The organism is Mycoplasma sp. 3341, from assembly GCF_051549855.1.
Lineage (GTDB): Bacteria > Bacillota_I > Bacilli_A > Mycoplasmatales > Metamycoplasmataceae > Metamycoplasma.
This window is the reverse complement of sequence record NZ_CP196080.1, coordinates 282,854-304,307: the sequence shown is the minus strand read 5'-3', so window position 1 is coordinate 304,307 and position 21,454 is coordinate 282,854. Positions and strand designations below refer to the sequence as shown.

Genomic DNA, 21,454 nt, shown 5'->3' with positions numbered 1-21,454 from the left:
AAAACCCTAGCCTAACATCTGGCTGGGGTTTGTGTTTAATTAATATGTTCCGCAATATTCTAAATTAACATTAATAGGTTTAACATTGATTAAGCTGAATGTTTTTTGTTCAACAAAAAAGATTAGATTCTTAGTTTCGAAAACAAAATCAGCATTTTTCTTTACTTTGTATTTAATTTTGAAAGAAACATTATTTTTGTTGTTATCAATACTAATTTGAAAATCATCTAGAATGTTAATATTTGCATGTTTTTGCTCACAAATGGCTTTTTTTAGTACATCGATGTGAACTGAATAAGTTACATTCATGCCTGAATTAACATTAATTCATTCTTTCATTTTATTTGTTTGCTCTTCCAACATATTTACCTGATTCAGTTGATACTAAAATTGTTTCTCCTTCTTTAATGAACATTGGAGTTTCAACTTCGAAGTTAGTTTCAACAATAACTTTCTTTTGTGGGTTATTTGCTGTGTTTCCTTTAACAGCTTCAGGTGCTGAGATAACTTGCAATTCAACGTTAGCTGGCAATTCAATGTCTAAGACTTCTGTTTCATATTTACGTACTAAAACTTTTAGTGAAGGTTTCAAGAAATTCATTTCTCACTCAACTTTAGCAACTGGAATTTCAATTTGCTCGAAAGTTTCTTGATCCATCAAAATAATGTTTTCTCCATCGCTGTATAGATAGTCCATTGAAGATTTTTCAATTCTAGCAGGCTTAACTTTATCTCCACCGGTGAATGATTTGATTGTAGTTGAACCGCTACGTAGATTTTTAACTTTTGCTTTAACTGTTGCTTGTCCACGCCCTTGTTTTGAGTGTTGTGATTCTAAAACAACATAAATATCACCATCTAATTCAAATGTGATTCCTGGTTTAAATTCATTAACATTTAACATATTGTCTCCTTATGATTATTTTAATTGTTGATGTTGTGCACTAGTGTGTGCTGATTGGTTTTGATTTTGGTGCTTTTTAGAGTCTAAAACTCAAAAAACAATGTTTGAAATAACAACGTATAATGATGTGAAAATTGCTCCACACACTAAGCTTAAGTCTGCTCAGTTGAATACTCCGTGACTAGCTCAAGGAACGATAAAGATATCTCTTACTCCATCGTAGTTAATTCTGTCAGCCATATTTCCTACTGCACCAGCACTAATACTTGCTAGTCCAATAATAATCGCTAAATTTCTTTTGTTTGTTATTGATACCGTAATACCATAACTTAATAAAACTATTACGATACTCAAAAAATGTAAAAATCCATATGAAAGTGAAGAACCAAAGAAGGTTGTTCCAGGATTAAGAACATGTCTTAGGCCTCATAATCTTCCATAGTCAACTGCCAAGGTGGCATCGTTTTTATTATAGATTGAATATTTAGTTGCTAAGTCAATAACCAGCATTAATCCAAAAACAGCAAAAAAGATAGTTGTGTTTACAAGAAATGTGTAAAAAGTGATTTTTTTGTAGTGAGCAGCAATATCATGAGCTGCCTTTTTTAGTCATTTTTTAGCATTATTAAGCATTGATGACCTCCTCACATCTTGAACATAAATCATCTTTGATTTCACTAGATTCAAAATGGTTTCAACATCTCTGACACTTGATACTATCTTTTAATGGTTGTACTTTTGTTTCGTTAGCAAAATCTACTTTAGCTACCATCAATAGAGAAACTAAATCTAAAGACTTGATAAATTCACTGTCAGTTTTAATTGTTACGTAAGCTTCATTCACTCTCTTGAATTCTTGGTTTTTAATAGCATTTTCAATTAGTCTGTAAACTTCATCCTTTAGTTCAAAGAATTCTTTTCATTGATTTTCGATTGTAAAATCAAGTGATTTAGCTTTGAAAAAGTCAAGCAAGTGAACTGAAGATTTTTTATTTTGGTGTTTGAAATATTTATAAATTTCTTCGGTTGTAGTTGGCAATATTGGCGCCAAGGCAGTAATTAATGTTTCAATGATTTTGTAGAAGTTGTATTGAATTTGTAAACGATTTGCATTATTTTTAGCATCTGCATATAAACTATCTTTCGAAATTGAAATATAGTAAGAACTTAGATCAATAACGAAATTGTTGATATCCTTGATTACGTTAATGAAGCGATAATTTTCGTAATTTTCAACAATTTTAGCCTCAAGGTTTTTTCTTCTTTCATCGATTAAAACATGGATTGATTCAAGTTTAGTTTCGTGGAACTCATAATCACTAATTGCTCCCAACATAAACTTAAATGTATTTCTTAATTTACGGTAAATTTCAACATTTTGGTCAAGAATTTTGTCATTAATTGAAATATCAGAAGTGTATTCACTATTTGCAACTCAAAGTCTTAAAATGTCTGCTCCGTATTTTGAAACGATGTCCAAAGGTTTGATGATATTTCCCTTTGATTTTGACATTTTCTCACCCTTACCATCTAGTAAGAAACCATGTGATACTAATTGTTTATAAGGTGCTGTATCTCTTCAAGCAATTGAGTTGATTAGACTAGAGTTAAATCATCCACGATATTGGTCGCTACCTTCAAGATATAAATCAAAAGGTGCCTTAATCCCTTCTACATCCAGACCAATTGAAGTTGAACCTGAGTCAAATCAAACGTCCATAATGTCATTTTCTTTGGTGTAGCCTAAATTACGGAATTTTTCTGGTAATAATTCATCCGCACTTAGTTCATATCAAATATCTGTTCCATGTTTTTCAACCAACGCAATAATGTGATCCATAATTTCATCGTTGAATACTGGTTCTTTATTTTTGTCATAGAAAACAGTAATTGGGACTCCTCAAGATCTTTGTCTTGAAATAGTTCAACTTTCTCTTGCTTCTAGCATTAGTGACAATCTTTTTTTGCTTCAATCATTGAAAGTTTGGACATTTTGAATAGCATCCATTATTTCTTTTTTGATTGGTTTTAAAGATACGAATCATTGTGGTGTTGCACGGTACATTATTGGCAAGTGTGTTCTTCAATCGTGTGGGTATGAGTGTTTAATTTTCTTGAACGCAAGTAGTAAACCTTTTTCTGTTAGAAGTGCTCCCACTTTTGGATTAGCATCATCATAGAATAAGTTAGCAAATTGACCTGCTTTATTATTTAACGAACCATCGTCTTCAACATGCATAATCATTGCTAAATTGTTCTTTTTCCCAATTAAAAAGTCATCTTCACCAAAAAGTGGAGCCATATGCACTAAACCTGTCCCACCGTCCAATGTTACGTGGTGACCTTCAACAATTGGACAAACTAAGTCATTCACTGGCGAAAGGTACTTAGCATCTAAAAGTTTTTGTCCTTTAAATGTGTCTAAAACTTGATAATTTTCTCACTTAAAAATTTCGACTAAAGACTCAAGCAACTCTTTTGCAACAATGTAATTTTGATTATTAGCACTAACCTTAACATAATCGAATTCTTTACTTACTGCTACCCCACTATTGGCAATTAGAGTTCAAGGAGTAGTTGTTCAAATTACAACGTTATCGTCTTTGGCTAAGACTTCATTTCCTTCAACAATTTTGAAAGCAACATACATTGATGGAGAGATATGGTCAGCATATTCAACTTCTGCTTCAGCTAAAGCACTTTGACTCGAAGGCGATCAGTAAACTGGCTTTAAATCTTTGTAAATTAATCCGCGATTAATCATTTTTTGTAATAAACGCAATTGATCCGCTTCCATTTTTTTATCTAAGGTTTTATAAATGGTTTCAAAATCTGTAAGCAGTGATAATTGTTTGAATTCTTCTTTTTGTAATTCAATTTGGCTTAGTGCATATTCGGCACAAGCTTTTCTTAGTTCTACAACACTGAAATCATTTTTATTTTTCTTAGCTTCAGAAAGCATTTTGTGTTCAATTGGTAAACCGTGAGTATCTCAACCAGCAACAAAAGGAGAATAAAATCCGGCCATATTTTTTTGACGAACAATGATGTCTTTAAGCACTTTATTCATTGCGTGTCCGGTGTGAATGTGGCCATTTGCATAAGGTGGTCCATCATGTAACACGAAACTTGGCAAGCTCTTATTTTTAGCTAAAATTTGACGATACAACTTATCTTGTTCTCATTGTAAACGGTAACTTTTTTCTTTGTTAGCCAAGTCTGCTTTCATTGGGAAATCAGTCTCAGGCATTAACAACGTATCTTTGTAATCTTTCATATTGCTCCTCGTTTTAAAATCAATCATTTTTTACAATTTGACGTATTATGTAATATTTTACCAAAATATTAAAGAAAAACCGACAAGCAGTCGGTTCACTCTTAGCTCTTCACTTCTGAAAATCAGTCAATGATATTGATAATGTCTTCCAATTTTGCAATTACAGTAACTAAATCTCCTTCTTCGATGACGAAGTCCCCTTCAGGTAAAAAGCTTGAAAGTCCACGTTTTATTAACACAATTGATGCATTTTTGCTACGAACATCTAGTTCACGAATGGTTTTTTTAGCTAGTTTTGGGTTCTTAATGTAGGCTGAACCAAACACAAAGCCATCCCCAGCGTCTTCTAAGTCTTGCGAGTATGAAATTAGCGATTGGTTGGCAACAATTAAAGCAGTTTTAATTCCTGCTTCTTCTTCAGGACTAATAATGACATTTACTCCGATTTGCTTTAATACCCGTGAGTGACGTACTGAATTTGCTCTGGCAATGATGTTTTTAATTCCAATTTCTTGTAACGCTGCCACAATTTCAATGTTATCTCCAGTTGCAACAACAACGGTTTCAATGTCGTTAATTGCCATTGCCATTAGCGCTTTAGGATCGGCCGCATCTGCCACAAAAACTTTATTTACTTCATCCCGGAAAGGAATTAAATTCTTTTCACTTTCGTCAATTAAGGTTAGGTGTAATTTATTATCATAAGTTTTAATTAAATTTTGGACAACACTTTGTCCATAACGACCCATTCCGATGATGCAAATTTCAACAATTTTTGACTTATTTTTTTTCATTTTTACCTCTGTTTTTTGCAAAATATTGCAATTTTTACGTTAACTATTATAAATATTTTAATTTGTGTTAAGCAATTTAGCACAATTTTAGTTTCTTAAAAGTCCAAAAACAGATTTTTTAAAGCCTTTAATCCTTATTTTTGGTATACTTACTTAAAATTTTTTTGTTCCTAATTGGCAAAAAACACAAATCCTCTTTCAAATTATTTATTAATAAATAATTGATGCTTATCAATCCTGATAATTTGTTAAAAAATACGTTTCGAAGCTAAAAATTAGCCTTTTTTTGCCTTTTTTTGCCTTGAAAAGACCTAAAAAATATTTTTTTATTTACTATGTAAATAAACTAAAAGACTAAGTTTCGGATATTTATAGTAAAATTTTCAATATGAAAAAAATAGCCAGCAAAGGTAAAGTAGTCAAAAAGATATTTAATTTCTTTAACTACTTTAAGCGAATGGGAAGTATCAAACATATTTTTCTCATTTACCTATTAATAACCTTTATTATCAGTTTTCTCTTGTATTCGAAAATTACTTGAAATCTTGATAGTAACGGACAACCTATGGGAAAAAAAGATTTTTCTTATAGTGATGCTTTATTTTTAGCCGCTAGTGCATTTAGCGATACCGGGCTAAGTTCTGTTAATATTAGTGAACATTTCAATGCCCTAGGTCAAGCGATAATTGCAATTGGCATATTAATTGGAGGTTTTGGTTTTTTTACCTTGAAGCTTTATTTCTTCAACTTGGTAATAAGACACTTTGGATGAAAAAGTACTAACCATGATGTCTCTCTAACTCAATTTGAAAGAGGAACGGCCGTCATTGGTGATACAAAAAGACTAGTTAAAGTTAGTGTGACCACCTTATTTATCACAATTATCATTAGTTCGATTGTTTTATTTTTATATTTTTACTTTTCAAATGATGGTTTTTATGATGATAAAGCTTGAGTACAAGACTGAAAAGCACATCATAAATTTGATCGAGTAAGTAGTTTTGATCCGATAGTAAGTGGTAAGTTCGACCCTAAGGGTAATATCGAAATGTCGCTACGGTATGCTGTTTTTCACTCAATCAGTGCAGTTAATAATGCTGGATTAGACATTTTAGGTGGTAAATCTTTACAAGTTTATTACACAGGATACGGAATTCAAATCATTTTACTAATTTTATTCATTATTGGGGGAGTTGGTTTTCCTACTATTTATGACATCTATCGTAAATTAGAATCACTAGCCACCAAAAAGCGTTACCGTATCACTTTATTTACAAAACTGAATATCACAACATGATTAATCATTTCAGTAGTTGCTATTGCCTTGACTTTTGCTTTAGAAACAACGGCATCCAGTCGCATGGCATTCTGAAAACAAGAACAATATGGTTCAACAGCTAACAAAAGCCTAGCTATTTTCTTCAATACAATGGCAACTCGGAGCGCTGGATTTTCAACTATTGATTTTTATGTTTTGACCCAACCAACCTTAGTTTTACACGGAATTTTAATGTTTATTGGGTTTGCTCCTTCATCAACAGCCGGAGGGGTAAGTAATATCACTATTGCAATACTATTTTTGAGTATTTTTAGTGTTATTCGGGGAAGAAAAAATATTGTTACTTTCCGACGTCAGATCGGAAAAGAAACCCTTATCAAAGCAATTAATGTTTTTGTAATCGGGTTAGTTTTAGTATTTATTGGTATGTTAGTAGTCACAACTTCAGCAAACGGACTAACAAATGAATCATGAAAAGATTATGACGGTTCACAAAAGAAATTTAATTTCGTTTTAGTATTTTTTGAAACTTTATCAGCTTTCGGTAGCTCCGGAATATCAACTGGACTATCAGCCAACCTTAATATTTATTCAAAAATAACACTGATTCTATTGATGTTTATTGGACGGATTGGAATTAGTTCAACAATTCTAATATGAGGAAGACAAAAACACTATAGTTCAAGAATTCAATACATTTATGAGGATATTTCAATTGGATAACTTGGAATAGGAGATTAGTATGCAAAAGAAAAGAAAAATTGCTGTTGCTGCTTCATTAGGGCTTTTAGCACTATTAGGAGCAACAATTCCTACATCGATTTTATTGACAAAGAAAAACTCAAAAGAAGAACCTAAACCACCAGTAGTGGAAAATAGTTATGCTATTAGTGGAAATATCAAATACGCTGCTTTAGGAGACTCTATTGCAGCTGGTTTTAATGTTAAACTAGGATTTGATCAAGGTGGATATTACGATAGTGAAAACAACGAAGTACAAGGAATGTCTTATTCTTCTTTTATTGCCAATGCAATTCGTGAAACCAATCCTAATCGCCTTGAAAGCTTTTATAATTTCGGTTTGTCAGGAACAACAATCACGGATTGACTATATCTTTTAGACCCACAATCTGCAAGCGAAAATGAAAAGCAAAAAGCTACTTCGAACTTGAAATTTGACTTAAATATTGATAGTGACAGCAATAATCCAATCACTATCCAAGGACAAAAAAGATTGCAATATTTATTCAATAATTTTGAACAAGCTAACAATGAGTTTGGTATTTTACAGCAACAAATTAAGAATGCTAATTTGATGACTATTTCACTTGGGGCAAATGATTTCATTAACCAAGTTGACTTATTCAGTATTCTTTCAACGTTAAGTTTTGATGAAACAAATAATTCTGAATTAATCAAAAAATATTATGATGATTTTATTTCACAAGCTCAACAAACAAGCCAAAACATCATTGAAAATTACACAAAATTAATTACCAAACTTAAAGCAATCAATCCGGATTTAAGAATTAATTTAATTTCTTATCCAATGCCTTTTTTAAGACTTTCACCACTTATTGATAAAAAATTCAGTCTTTTAACTACTGATTTGACTGAAAAAGCATTAGATATCTTAAATGGTGCAATTAAACAAACAGCAGCTAATACTAATGTTCAATACATCAATACTTTTGACAAAATTTACTGACTAAAAAACGCTAACTTGTTATCAAGTAATATTTTTGACATTCACCCAGATATTGCTGGATACAAAAAAATGGCACAAGATATCTTCTTGAAAATGTCACTAACTCAAGATGAAGAAAACGGTCAAATAGTAGCTGATAAAAATTATCTAGATAGTGATGCAAACAGTTTTAAACAAAGTCTAAAATTTGCCAAAAGCAATATAGAACTAAAAAGAATTGTGTTGAAATTGAGTGCTTCAGGAGTGCAAAACACCGATTCTATCGATGTTAGATACGACTTTGAACAAACTGTTTATAACAAAGCAATTTACAATTTCTTATTAAAAAATCCAGTTGTTGATTATGGAAAATTAATTAAATTCTGAACTAGCGATTCGGCCTTATTATTTGAAAAAGAAAATTTTGAATCTTTACTAAAACGAATGTTTAAAAATATTGGTGTTGACTATGATCAAATGCCAAATATTAAAGCATTTTTTGCTAAGTTGATTGCCGACAACAAGCAATCTTCATTTATGCCAAAATTAATTGATGCATTTGTTGAATCAAAATATATCGATAAGCTTTTTGCTAATTTACAAGCTGATTTAGACAAATTAATCAGTGAAAAACAAATTGAAAACATTTCAGTTAATGAAATTCAAAACGTTTTTGAAAAAAACATTTTCAATTTGCCACTAATTTTTGCAACCTTAAAATCGATTTACAAGTCTGATGTAGTTAAAAATGAGGAAGATAAAAATTACTTCAAATCATTACAAAATGCAATCGTTAAAGATTTATTAACAAGCAAAATTGTCTTAGAACTAATCGATAAAGATCACAAAGATGTTGTTAATGCAATTTTAAATGATGAAAAAATCAATAATTCTATTTCTTCTGCGGCTTCAGCAGTTTTAGATGATTTTATTGATAATTATGATTTTTATTTTGCTTCTTCATACTCAATGACCGACTTATTAAGCAAAGTTTACGAGCACCACGGCGCAGAGATTCGTAAAGTTATTGCTACACTTATCGACTTTTTAGCTAACAATAGTTCATTTGAAAAGTATGTTTCAAACGTTGTAATTAATCAATTAGAAAATACTTTTGCAACAAAATATAGTGATGAACAAAAGGCCAATATTGCCCACTTTGCAGTTCAAAGTTTAAAAGTTATTCCAAGCAAACCATATTTAGATGGAATGCTAGATTTAATCATTTCTAACTTTATAAAAAGCATTGAAAACAACAACTTTAACTTCAAAAACTTTATGCTTCAAAGCATTTATGGTGCAATTTTAAAACCATATAAAGGTAATGAAAATGCTGAAGTTATTTTAGATTTTATTAACCAAATAGGTAATGATGAAAAATATGCAGCAGGTCTAAAAGATATTCTTGAATCATTCGTTAACAGTAACTTGATTACTGATATTTCATTCACTGACTTAGGACAAAGTCAAATTAGTGTCGAAGAAATCAAAAAATTAGCAGTAATCTTGATTAATAATGAACAGCTAGTAACTAATGAAAATCTAAAACAAATCCTAAAAGATATTTTCAAATTATTAGTTGAATCAAACGTTTTAAGATCTGACTTAATTCCACAATTTTTAAGTGCCTATGCACAAGGGAATTTAGTTAATAAAGTTTATGCCTTCTTAGATAAAAACAACCTAGTTAACGGACTTAATTTACGTTATCTAAATCAAGGTGGACTAAGAGAAGCAATAAATGAATGAGTTTCAGCGTTATTAAACGATATTTTTAGCAGTTCTAAATTTAGTGATGCATTAGTAGAAATTTTCAATAATTTTATTGATAATGTCGCTAAATTCAAAGGTGCTACATTTGAAGAAATTCTGGCTAACTTAGTAAAAAATATCGATTTATTGAAACCAGAAAAAGTACTTTCAGCTCTAGCAGAAGTAATTAACCAGGACTCACAATCAAAACAAAAAGGTTTAGATCTTTTCTATAACGCTTTAGAAGTTTATTTTGACATTGAATTATCAGGACAACAAAAAACCTTGTTGCAACAAAATATTGCAGCTGTTCTTCAAAATTTACCAAATACTGTTTTATTTAAAGAATTAATTCAAAAAGTAACACAAACTGAAATTCAAAACAAAACTCCAGCTGACTTTTTTGAAGAACTCGCTAAAAACATTAATAGTATTTTCAAAGTTAATACAATCGAACTAATTAACAAGTTTTTTGGTGTAATTTTTGCAAAAGATAATAACAACAACGATTTTGTTAATGTTAAATTAGACAAATGACTATTAGCATTGCAACCAATCGTGCAAAGCCCTAAATTCTACAATGTTGTATTCGATAATTTAAAACTTAAAGACAAATTAATTAGTTTGATCAAAAATATCGATCTAAGTTCATTACAACTAGAAGATAGTTTAAGACAACAATTGCAAAACATCATGAACCGTTTAGGTTATGTAGTCGAAGAAAAATTTGACACATTAGTCAAAGAAGCACTTGAACAAATTTTTGCTTCTTTATTCAATGAAGAATCAATCAAAAGAGCACAAGCTAGTCCACACAATTGATACAAAGACTATGCAACAGTCAAAATCACTGAAGCAATTGATAAACTATTAAACAATGTTTTAAGTACTTTACTAAATGATTCTGAAAATACTCAAAGCATTGCTTCATCAGTAGCTGATTTCATTGTAAATTACTTAAAACAACACATTCAAGCTACACAAAGTGATTTTGACACTATCAAAAAACTACTTGAAAAAGTTTTTGCTGAACTTACTCAAAAAGATTTCGTTCGTTCAACAGCTAAAAGTATTTTTGACAAATTATTGAACTCAATTAATCTAAGTGATGATTTAGTTGTTTCACTTCAAAATACAAATTTAAGTAATTTATTGAATGTAAAAAGTGTAATTAACACTATTTTGATTGATAACATTGATAAATTGCTTGATCTTCTAACTGATAAAGAAATTAACACCATTGTTCGTGTATTAGACAATAACTTCGATACTGTGGCCAAACTTTTAGTGCCGAAAGAAAACAAGAATTCTGAAACTAATGCTGAAGTTAATAGTGGAATCACAGATAATGTTGAAGTTAACATTCAAATCAATGGCGAAACAATATTTAAAGTAATTAAAGCATTTAACAAAAAATTAACTGCTTCGCAATATAGTCAAGACACTAGAAATCACTTGGATAGTTTAGTTGATAAACTTTCAAATAATGACTCAATTAAAGACTTTTTTGTTCAAAAAATCGCTTCTCTACTAACTATTGACGAACAAAAAAGTCAGGAAATTTGAAACTTACTAGCACAAGATAGTCAAACTAAGACTATTCTAAAGGATGCTTTAAGTCAAACTTTAACTGCTAACAATTCAGAAGTCAACAAAGCTAACAACTTTGCTAATTTAATTACTATCTTTGTTAACAAGAACAGAGAAGAACTTTCATCATACATCGATTCACTAGTTCAAAAAATTAACAATGTTTGAGTAATTAGAGATTTTGTTATTGACAAAATCACTGATTTGATGAAAAAAGAGTTAAAAATCGACTCATTAAACAAAGAAGTAACTACCGATATCAAAGAAATTCTTTCGCAAGTTATTTCTAAGGCTAATACATTAGATGTTTACCAAAGTTTAAAAAATCAAGTACTTGATAATTTCAATAAACTAGATCAAAAAGATATTAATGATTTAAATTCAATTACCTGAGCTAATTTATTCGAAGGCTTAACAGTTGAAACATTATTAAATAAACACGACATTAACTTGCTAGTTAATGCTCTTTTCACTAACGAAAATGTAGCTCGTTTAACTAGAATTTGACTGGCAATCAAAAAACCGGTTCTGGATTTAGTGTTAAGCGAAAAAACTAACGAACAATCACAAAATCAAGAAGCAAGTGATGAAAAACAACAACAAAGCAGTCAAAACACAGATCCATACATTGGAATTATCAAGAAAATTATTAATTCTGTAAACTTCGAAAACGAACAAATTAAAACTAATTTGACTTCGTTTATAACTTTTGCTATTAAAGATTTTGTTGAAAATAACTTATTTGACATCAAACAAATTAAAGATGCTTTAACTGAAGATCAAATTACATTAATTAAGCAATTAAGCATTAATTTCGTTAGTGATCCAGATTTTAACGAACTAGTAAGCTCATTTGTTACAAGTGTTATTGCTTCAAATCGTTACGAAAATGTAACATCAACAAAAGATTTTGTTAATCAATTAGTAAAAGACAATGTTGACAAGGTCATTAATTTAGTCAAAAAATCATTATCACAAAGTTTAACTACAGAACAAAATCAACAAGCTTGAATAGATTTAGTAAACGAATTAATAATCAAAGAATTAAAACTAAATGATGAACAACAAGCGACTTGAAAACAATACTTTGAACAAGTTGCTAAAAGATTACTTTCTGTTATTCCTTCAACTGAACTTTACAACAATGCATTCGCAAAAATAAGTGAAATTTTAACTAAAAACGATTTATTAACTAGCCTAACTGAGATTAATCAAGAATTAGTAAAACTTATCAAACAACAATTATTAAATGTTGATTTTGTATTTGATTCAACATCGAAACCAGACGTTGATAAGATTCTAAATGCTTTATTTGTTTCGACTGACACTGAAGATCAAGATGTTGAATCAATTTATCAATTATTGGTAATTGTTATTGATTCTCTAAACACTAAAAATAAAGAAGCTTCTAGTGAAGATAAACAAGAAAATGTTCAAAGGGACACAAATGTAACTTCTTTAGACTGAAAATCACTAGTTGTAAAAATAGCTAAATTAGCAAATAATTCAGTAAATCACAATGGTGAAATAATAGCCCACAAACTAGTCAAATTAGGTCTAAAACTAGCTGATAACAAAATCAAAAATCAAATCAATAAGCTAGATCTTTCAGAAGACATAAAACAATTAATCAATGATTTTGAAAAACAAGCTTTAGAAAATAAACAAATTATTTCGCTTCTAGAAAAAACAATTTACAATGTAATTTCTAGTCCTGACTATCAAGGAATTGAAACTTTTGATGCTTTAGTTAATAAAGCATTTGAACTAAACAAAAATGATTTCATTTCGGCAATTAGTTCAGTTGCAAAAGACTTCATTTCACAACCAGATAATAAAGCAAAACTGGCTAAAATCATTGCTTCCACAATTAATGAAAAACTTAACAATTTAGCAAGCAAACAAGAAAAAAACGCTTTACAAAATTTAGTGCAAAAACTTCTTGAATTTGTGTCTTTACAAGACATAATTGATACTATTAGCAAACGAGTTCAAACAGTTCTTGAAAACCAAAATAATTTAATGGCTGATGGCAAATTGAATACAGATGTTTTCCAATCCGTTATCAATGGATTATTGAATGAAGAATTTTTAACTTCAGTCTTTAATACTGAAAATGTACAATCTTTATTACAAAAAGTATTGGGAACTGAAGAAAATGACACTGAATTAGATGATTTAGTAAATATCTATCATTACGTATTAAAAGTTGTAAAAGACCAAAACAAATCTTCACAAACTAGTGATCAAAATACTCAAACAGATTCACAACAAACAACAGGCAAAAACACTATTTCAATCCCTGAAATCAATTGGGCAAAAGTAATAATCAAAGCATTTAGTAACTCGCTACCTGATAGTTTTGACAAAAAAGATGTTTTAGTTAACAAACTAGTAACTTTATTAACTAAAGTTGCTGCTGATTATCTAGACAATGATTTAACAAAATTAGATTTTTACACATCATTAACTCAAGAACAAAAAGACTTATTGCAAAAAGTTAAAGCAAAAGTTTTAAATTCTTCAAATCTTCAAAACACTCTAAAAACTGTTTTATCTGACTATTTATCAACAGATAAATATCAAAATGAAGAGACTGTTGCTGATATTGTAAATGATTTTGTTAAAAACAATAGTCAAGTAGTTCTAGATTATGTAAAAAATGAAATTTCTTCATTACTAGGTGATAATGAAATTGCACAGCCTTTAAATGATGTGCTTCTTCACTTAATTGAAAAGAAATTAGAAATTAAAGAAGAAGATAAAGCAACATTTGAACAAAATGCTGCACCTTTAGTTTCGCGTCTAATTGCTAAACTAAGTTCTAGTGACTTGTATGCTAAAGTATTCGAAAAATCAAAAGAAATTTTCGATGCAAAAGATTTACTAACTCCAGAACTTGCAATTAATCAAGAATTTGTTGAAGCATTCAAAAAACTTTTTGGTTCAATCAATTTTGTATTTGACAATGCTTCTAAAGGTGATGTCAAAGTTTTAGCAAACATCATTTTTGACGTTAATGACAAAGAAGATAATGATGTTAAACAACTAGCAAAACTTTACAAAATTCTATATCCAGAAATTGTTAAATTAATCAATAAATCGCAACAAAACGAAGGTTCACAAGGTTCTGAAGATAGTCAAGATAAACAGACTTTAGACTGAAAAGACTGAGTCGTTAAAACTGTTAAAATGCTAAATAATTCAGTGGATGAAAACGCTGATATCATTAGCAAAAAAGTTGTTTTATTGGGACTAAATATTGCAAGCGAACAATTAAATGATTTAGTAGATAAGAGTCAAAATCTAACTCAAGAACAAAAAGACTTAATCAAACAAGTTATTGAAAACAGTTTTGCAAATACTAAATTCAATGAATTTTTAACAAGTGCAATTCAACAATTAATTAGTCAAAATGACTATGATGATTTAACTACTTTTGATGCCATAGTTAATAAAGCTTTTGCCTTAAATAAAGAACAATTAGCTCCAATGCTAGAAAACTTAATTTCTGATTTAATGCAAAATGAAAATTTAAAGACTAATTTAGCTAAAATAATTGTCGATTTAATCAATACAAATCTAAATAACTTAGCTTCAGAGCAAGATAAACAAGCAATGATTAATGTGGTGCAAAAACTGCTTGATTTTGCAAACCAAAATTCTGTGTTAAATCCAATTATTGAAAAAGCCACTCAAGTTCTAAATGCAAATGAAACAATCATTAGTGATGGAACTTGAAACAAACAAATTGTTCAAGATGTTGTTAACGCTTTAGTTGATAAAGATTTCATTAATAGTCTACTAACTGATAAAAATATTCAAGCACTAGCTGAAAAAATCTTGGGAACAGGACAAGGAAAAGATGAGCTAAATGATTTAGTTCAAGTCTATCGTTACGCTCTTAAAGTTGTTAAAGATAAAGCAAATAACCCGCAAGAAGCAAATACTGATTCACAACCAGAAAATACTAACGAAACAGATAGCAATCAATTCAAAATAGAGTTGCCACAAATAGATTGAAGCTTACTAGTCTTACAAGCTTTCCATAACTCAATGCCAAATGATTATGCAAATCAAGAAGTAATCATCAATAATCTTTTAGATTTAGCTAAATTAATTAGTCAAGATTATTTAGATAACGAGTTTAAAGAAACTGCGACATTTAAAAACTTGACAACCGAACAACAAAATCTATTTAATGTTCTAGAAACAAAACTATTAGTTTCTGAAAATGTCGATAATGGACTAAAATCAGTTCTAAAAGATTATCTTGCTAGCGACAAGTACAAGACTAAAACTTCAGTAGCAGACTTCGTTAATTCACTAGTTAAGGCTAACGTACAAACTGTAACGACTTCACTAAAAAGCGAAATTACTAATCGTTTAAGTGACAATGATGTTAAAGAGTCGATAATTCAAGTTGTCTTAAAACTAGTTGAAAAAGAATTAAAAATTGAAACTGAAAAAATTAGTGATTTTGAGCTTAATGCAACTCCACTTCTAAGCCGTTTACTAGCTAAAGTTTCAACAACTACCTTGTTCCAAAAGGCATTTGAAAAATTTGCTTCAATCACTGAAGCTAATGACTTGTTAACAGCTTCACTAGAGTTGAACAACACTCTTGTTGAAGAATTGAAAAAAGAATTCTTAACTTTTGATTTCGTGGTTAAAAATACTGCAAAACAAGATATCAATGTTGTTGCAAACACAATTTTTGACTCAGCTGATGCACAAAATCACGATGTTGAACAATTATTTAAACTTTACGAAATTGTTTATCCAAACTTAAAAGAGTTATTAACTTCAAAACAACAAGAATCAAAATCTACAGATGCTGAAATCAGTCAACCAGTTGATGGGAATTCACAAGCCAGTCAAGGTCAAACACAAGAACAATTAACCTGAAAAGATTATGTTGTTAAAGTCGTAAAACTTCTTTCAAATTCAGTTTCAGATAATAGTGAACAAATCAGTCAAAAAGTTGTGCTTTTAGCGCTAAAAATAGCTAATAAACACTTAGTTGAATTCTTAGATAATGAAAACAACAACACTCTTAGCCAAGCACAAAAATCACTAATTGCTTCACTAAAAGATGTAGCAATTGAAAATCCAAAACTAAACCAAACTCTTGCGAATGCTGTTGCTAACTTAATTGCTTCTGAAAACTATGAACAATTAGAAGATTTCGATGCAATAGTTAACAAGGCATATAACTTAAATAAAGAAGCTATCATTGATTCACTATCTTCAGTCATAGCACAAAGTTTAGCAAGCGAAGACATCAAACAAAAACTATCACAAGTTATTACTGAAGCAATTAATACTTCTTTTGATAAACAAGCAAACGAACAAGATTTACAAGCATTAACTAACCTAGCAAATAGACTAATCGATTTTATTAGTGAACAACAAATCTATGACTTAGTTTTAAATAAAGCTAAATCATTCCTAGCAACAAAAGATAGCATTATTACAAATTCCGCTTGAAACACTAACCTGGTTCAAGAGTTTGTTAACGACGTAATAAATGAAGAGTATCTAAAAACCATCCTTAGCGCACAAAATATTCAAAAATTACTTGAAAAAGTACTTGGATTAACTGCTAATGAGCAAGAATTAGATGACTTAGTGCAAGTTTATGACTATGCATTTAAGGTAATTAAATACAAAAATGAAAACTCTTCACAGGAAGCTAACACTGAAAGTCAGGAAACTGTTGATAATAAATTCCACTTATCAGTTCCGAGCTTAAATTGAAGTTTAGTTATTGCTAAGGCACTTCATGGATCACTTCCTGAAGAATATGAAAACAATGCAATCATAATTTCAAAAATATCAAAATTAATTAACAAAATTGCTAACGAATTTGTTAACAAACAATTAAAAGATTTGCCAGAATATGCAAATCTAAGTCAAAATCAGAAAGACTTGATCGAGCAATTACGTCAAAAAGTTTTAAATCAAGATGATTTGATTAGCCTAGTAAAAGATTTAATTAAAGATTTTGCTTCAACTCACAAATATGAAGAAAAACAAAGTATTGAAGAATTTGCTAATGCTGTAATAAGAGCAAATGCACAAAGAGTGATTACATATCTAAAAGAGAAAGTAGCATCTCTATTGCAAGATGATGTAGTAAACAATTTAGTCGCTAAATCGTTAGCAGATGTTGCACAAAAAGTAACAAAACACGATTTTGTTGAAGACCAAAGAGAAAGTTTTGAAAGATTAGCACAAAGAATTCTAAAAACAGTTGCTAGTGTTCCTGCATACAACGTAATATTTAATAAGATTTCAACAGTCTTGAGTGAAAATGATATTTTTGCCTTAAATTGAAAAGTTAAAGATGAATTCATTAGGGCAATAAACAATATTTTTAGCTCAAGTCAAGCAATTAGTGAATTGTTAGATCAGCCAAGTCTAAAAGCAGTAATTAATGCTATTTTTGACACTGAAAACGATATCGATCAAGCGCAAGACGACATCTTAAATGTTTATAAATGAGCAAGAACTATTGATAACAAACAATCTTCATCAAACAACACTCAAGAACACTCAAATACTGATAAAAATACTGATTCAGAAAATCAAGACACTGAACTAGATACCGAAAATAGTCAAAAAATTGATCTAGCATCACTTGCAACAAACATCATTAAAACCTTAAATGGAGTTATTGAACAAGATAATGTAAAACTAAAAAGTGCAGTTGCTAATGTAATGTATAACATTGCTAAATTTGAGATTAGTAATTTAGACTTAAAAGATACATTAAAAGATTATTCATCACAAGAAACTAACATTAAAAACTTGTTATTGGCAATTTTAGAAAATCAAAAACCAACAGATCTTGAGTCAATGAATACCAGTCTTTTAACATCATTGATTTTCAAATTCTTAGATAAAAGTTATGATTTAACGCCAGCTCAAAATGCCAATGAAGTAATTAAAACATTCATTAAACTTGCTAAAGGTGATGTAGTAGTAGGAATTGAAAACTTTATCAATTCAGTTCTTTCAGATGAAAATATCAAGTCTTCATTAAAAGAAATTCTTATTGAAGTACTTGCTAAATATGTTGGTGTAGAGCAATTAACTGATGACCAAAAACAAGCAACTAGAAATGTTTTGGAAAGTTTATTCACCTTTATCAAAGGCACAGATGTTTACACAACAGCCTTAACGAAAATACTAGACAAACTGCAAGATGTTGACTTTATTAAGGATTCACAATTTAATAAAGCAGGAATTGTTAGTGCAGTTAAAGAAGTGTTTAAAGATCTTGATCTAAGTGAATATGTCACTGAAAAGAACACAAAATTACTAATTAACTCTATGATTAATTCAGAACATTCAGCAAAAGACTTGATGACTGTTTACAAATTAATTAGATCTAAGAGTCTAGAAGCAATTAAACAAATCACAGATAGCAATGGCACAGACTCTTCAGAAACATCAAATCCTGAGTCAAGTTTAGAATCGGATAGTCAATCTGAAGAACAAGCAAAACAAAAATCGAATAAAATTATGAATGCCATTTTGGTCGTTCTAAAAAGTTTGAATGGTTCAACAAATGAACAAATTTCTCGTTGATCTTCTGACTTTGTATCGCAATTCATTAGATATGAATTAGGCATTGAAACAGATAAAAACTTAGTAAAAATCAATTCCGATTTCATTTCAGATCCAACAGTGCAACACATTCTGTCAACTGCTGTTAACAATGAGGAAGTTGATGCATTGTTGCAGGGAATAGTACAAAAATACTTGTCAAATAAATTAGACGAGTATCAAAATGCTGAAGATTTAAACAATTTTGTAAAACAATTCATCTCCCTAAACATTGAAGATCTAAAAAATATATTGATCAAAGGTTTAGACGCAGCATTTTCAAAAGAATCAAATACACAAGAATTCTCACTAGACTTATTTAATTACATCAATAATAAATACAAAATAGGTTTAACAGTTGGCAACGAAAATGTAATTCAATTCAGATACTACATTGAAGCATTATTATCAAAACTAGCAAAACAAAACTTTGCTAAGAGATTGATTTCTGATGCAATGGAACAACTGAAAGATTTAGATATTCTTGATGGAATGGTACTAGACAGTAAGATTTTTGACAAACTATTAGTAAAAATCATCACTAATATTGATTGAAATGCAATTATCACTAGTGAATTACCTGAATATGTAATTAATACTATGATTCCTGATGAATCAATTGATTTTGCTGATAGCAAACAACAAGATGAAGCTGTAAGTACTCAAACAGATAAACTTGCCAACTTCTTAGATTTCATTATGCAAATTGTTAAAAAGATAACAGAACAGGAAGCGAAAGCAAGCGAAGGAGCAACAAGTGATACTCAAGACGTTCCTTCAACTGAACAGGATCCAGAATTAGAACAAAAGAAACGTGAAAAACTTGAAGGTATTGTTCTTAACTTGCTACGAGTATTTAACAACTCAATTCCTAACCCAAATAATGAAACAATTCCTAGACTCAAAGCACAAATTATTTCTGATGCATTTATTCGTCTAGCACGCAATGCTATTTCCAACATTAATATTGCTTACTTGTTAGGAATTACTGATGAAGAGCAAGAAAAAGAAGTTAACAAACTTGTTAAAGACATTTCAACATATGATAGTATCAGTAGATTTGTTCGCCAATTATTAAGCGATTTCTTCACAAGTGATCTAAAAACTTGAAAAGAATATACATCAGGTGATGAACAAAGTCTACAAAAGGTTTTAAGCCTATTAATTAAACACGAACAAACGCCAGTTAAAACCTTCATTAAAGACACTCTTCTAACTTTCATTGGCAAAGAAGAAAACCGAAGAATTTTTAGTAAAGCGGTATTTAAAGTTATGAAACTTGATAATACTACCGATGATGACATTACTACATTCAGTACATTTATCCAAAGAGTGTTGCCTCAAATCATTAATACTAACTGATTTGAAAATAAAATTCTAAATCGTTCATTCTGATGATTACAAAAAGAAGCCCTAAATTTCAATATCTTTAAACCAACAGAATTCATTACCAGTGCTATGAATAAAGTAATTTCTAGAATACCAATTGATGATATTACTATTCTTAATAGTTTGATGGGAAGAACTGATAACTGACCAATAGGTCCAACAATGATGGTTAAACTTATTAACTTATTTATCGGAAAATCAAATTTTGAAGATTCTCCACTATATAATGGTTTAAGAAACTTAAATATGGATCCAGATCCTTCAAAAAGAACAAGTAAGAAAGATATCGATAAAATTACTGGAAGCTCATTTTTTGAAGTAATCGGAAAACTAACTGCCAAATCTGGTACAGCAAATGTTCCTGAAGGTGAAAATAAAGACTACTGAGTACCAAGTCCGGGAGATATCGTAAGTTTCCTTTCTAAAACATATGAATTATTGGCAGTTGCCTGGACTAATGCAAAAGTTCCTGATAATTATAAAGATTTCAAAAAACGTCGTCAATATGAAGAATACAAAGCTGTTTATAGAATATTTACATTGGTAAATTACGCAGTATTTAATATGTATTATCGTGAAACTTATGTTGATGATAGAGAAAAAGGAGTTATTGGAATGTTTACATCAGACATTGCAATATTCTGAGCATTACAAGAAGACTATGCTTCATCTTTTTCACTAAATAAGTTTTTAGGAGCTTACTTTAAAGGAAACAAAGATACCGCTTTAAAATACAGATGAATAAGAGATGAATTAAATCAATATTACATATCTGATAAAATATGAAGCTGATCTGATTTTAAATACGTTTACAAATATGCTGACGAAAATAATTACAGTCCGGATTCTATATTCCACATTTTGATGACTTCTGGATTTAAAGCAGGAGATCCAAAAGCAACAAGTCTTTATATCAACTTTGATGCTTATGGTGATGGTCGTCCACATATAACTAAAAAAGAATACGTTCTTAAAACCATAAAAGACGGTGGGTGAGCCATCTCAATGAATAATTCAGGAAAAGTTTCAATAAATGGGTTCTCAGGTATGAATCAAATCGAAAAAGGACAATACTAATAATATTTTCAATATAACAAGAAGAGCAAAGCATATTGTTTTGTTCTTTTTTGTTTACTTTTTAGCACATACTCGAAATAAAAAAGTAAAA

The 21,454-nt window shown here is 29.7% G+C and carries 7 protein-coding genes; 2 read left to right on the top strand and 5 right to left on the bottom strand.

Annotated features, from left to right (window positions below):
* Positions 1 to 39: 39 nt before the first annotated feature.
* From ACSH40_RS01380 to ACSH40_RS01360, 5 genes are all read right to left on the bottom strand, one after another.
* A complete protein-coding gene (locus ACSH40_RS01380) occupies positions 40 to 363 on the bottom strand; it encodes an MMB_0454 family protein (protein ID WP_438341770.1) in 324 nt (107 codons plus the stop codon).
* On the bottom strand, positions 341 to 904 hold the full coding sequence (gene efp / locus ACSH40_RS01375) for an elongation factor P (RefSeq protein ID WP_438341769.1): 564 nt from the start codon (positions 902 to 904) through the stop codon (positions 341 to 343). Before efp ends, ACSH40_RS01380 begins: the two co-directional genes overlap by 23 nt.
* A 15-nt stretch (positions 905 to 919) precedes the next feature.
* The gene (locus tag ACSH40_RS01370) at positions 920 to 1,537 is read right to left on the bottom strand and encodes a signal peptidase II (protein ID WP_438341768.1); all 618 of its coding nucleotides are present in this window, start codon (positions 1,535 to 1,537) and stop codon (positions 920 to 922) included.
* A complete protein-coding gene (gene ileS / locus ACSH40_RS01365; protein ID WP_438341767.1) occupies positions 1,530 to 4,181 on the bottom strand; it encodes an isoleucine--tRNA ligase in 2,652 nt (883 codons plus the stop codon). Before ileS ends, ACSH40_RS01370 begins: the two co-directional genes overlap by 8 nt.
* A 101-nt stretch (positions 4,182 to 4,282) precedes the next feature.
* Positions 4,283 to 4,975 (bottom strand): potassium channel family protein, encoded by a 693-nt coding sequence (locus ACSH40_RS01360; protein WP_438341766.1) that lies wholly within the window; start codon positions 4,973 to 4,975, stop codon positions 4,283 to 4,285.
* Positions 4,976 to 5,540: 565 nt separating this feature from the next.
* On the opposite strand from ACSH40_RS01360, the gene ACSH40_RS01355 reads away from it, so the two are divergent.
* Together ACSH40_RS01355 and ACSH40_RS01350 are read left to right on the top strand one after the other, a co-directional pair.
* Positions 5,541 to 6,977, top strand: coding sequence for a potassium transporter TrkG (locus ACSH40_RS01355; RefSeq protein ID WP_438341765.1), 1,437 nt, complete (start codon positions 5,541 to 5,543; stop codon positions 6,975 to 6,977).
* Positions 6,978 to 6,996: 19 nt separating this feature from the next.
* A complete protein-coding gene (locus ACSH40_RS01350; protein ID WP_438341764.1) occupies positions 6,997 to 21,363 on the top strand; it encodes an SGNH/GDSL hydrolase family protein in 14,367 nt (4,788 codons plus the stop codon).
* The last annotated feature ends 91 nt before the right edge of the window (positions 21,364 to 21,454 follow it).